The following is a 238-nucleotide window of genomic DNA, read 5'->3' on the forward strand; positions in this document are numbered from 1 at the left end:
AAACTGAACGTAACAAGGTTAGTGAAGAAATCACTACTCCAGCAGTTGAAGAAGTGATTGAAGTTGGCACAAAAGAAGTCACCGTTATTCCGGGAACGCCAATTGTTGTGCCAGTCGTTAAAGATGAAACCAAGACCGAAGTGATTCCGTTTGAGAAACAAACGCGTGAGAACCCAGAGTTAGCGAAGGGTGAAACGCGTGTCGTTCAAGAAGGTAAAGATGGAGTTCGTACGATTGT

At 44.1% G+C, this 238-nt stretch carries 1 protein-coding gene; it reads left to right on the forward strand.

The window, feature by feature from the left end:
• Positions 1 to 238 (forward strand): G5 domain-containing protein (locus tag EAF07_RS10520; RefSeq protein ID WP_183121706.1); only part of this gene is annotated, 238 nt, incomplete at both ends.

The organism is Streptococcus hillyeri, assembly GCF_003686955.1.
Classification (GTDB): domain Bacteria; phylum Bacillota; class Bacilli; order Lactobacillales; family Streptococcaceae; genus Streptococcus; species Streptococcus hillyeri.